Source organism: Bradyrhizobium sp. Kon58, assembly GCF_055807455.1.
Map to the genome: position 1 here is coordinate 1 of NZ_JBVVOT010000471.1, position 263 is coordinate 263.

A 263-nucleotide genomic window follows, 5' to 3' on the forward strand; every position below is an offset into this window, starting at 1 on the left:
CTGGAAGATTTGAGCAGCGATTGCGGTAGGCGGCGGGCGTCAGCCCGTACGCGCGCACAAACCAGCGGCCCAGGTGACTCTGGTCGGCAAACCCCAAGGCACTCGCAACCTCGACGGGTTGCCCGCCGTTGACCGTTTTCGCCTGAGCCGCGCCTTCAAGAGCGCGTTCGGCCTGCCTCCCCATGCGTACCTGGTACAGCTGCGCCTGGCCCGCGCCCGGCATCTGCTGGCCAACGGCGGGCAACCCGTCGAGGTTGCGAGTG

Annotated in this window: 2 protein-coding genes; one reads left to right on the top strand and one right to left on the bottom strand. The window is 68.1% G+C overall.

Features of this window, described 5'->3' with window-relative positions:
- On the bottom strand, positions 1-184 hold a 184-nt coding region (locus tag AC0L20_RS41185), incomplete at its 3' end, for a helix-turn-helix domain-containing protein (protein ID WP_473295858.1).
- On the opposite strand from AC0L20_RS41185, the gene AC0L20_RS41190 reads away from it, so the two are divergent.
- Positions 119-263, top strand: a 145-nt coding sequence (locus AC0L20_RS41190; protein WP_473295859.1) for a helix-turn-helix domain-containing protein, incomplete at its 3' end; no start/stop codon positions are given. The genes AC0L20_RS41185 and AC0L20_RS41190 overlap by 66 nt on opposite strands.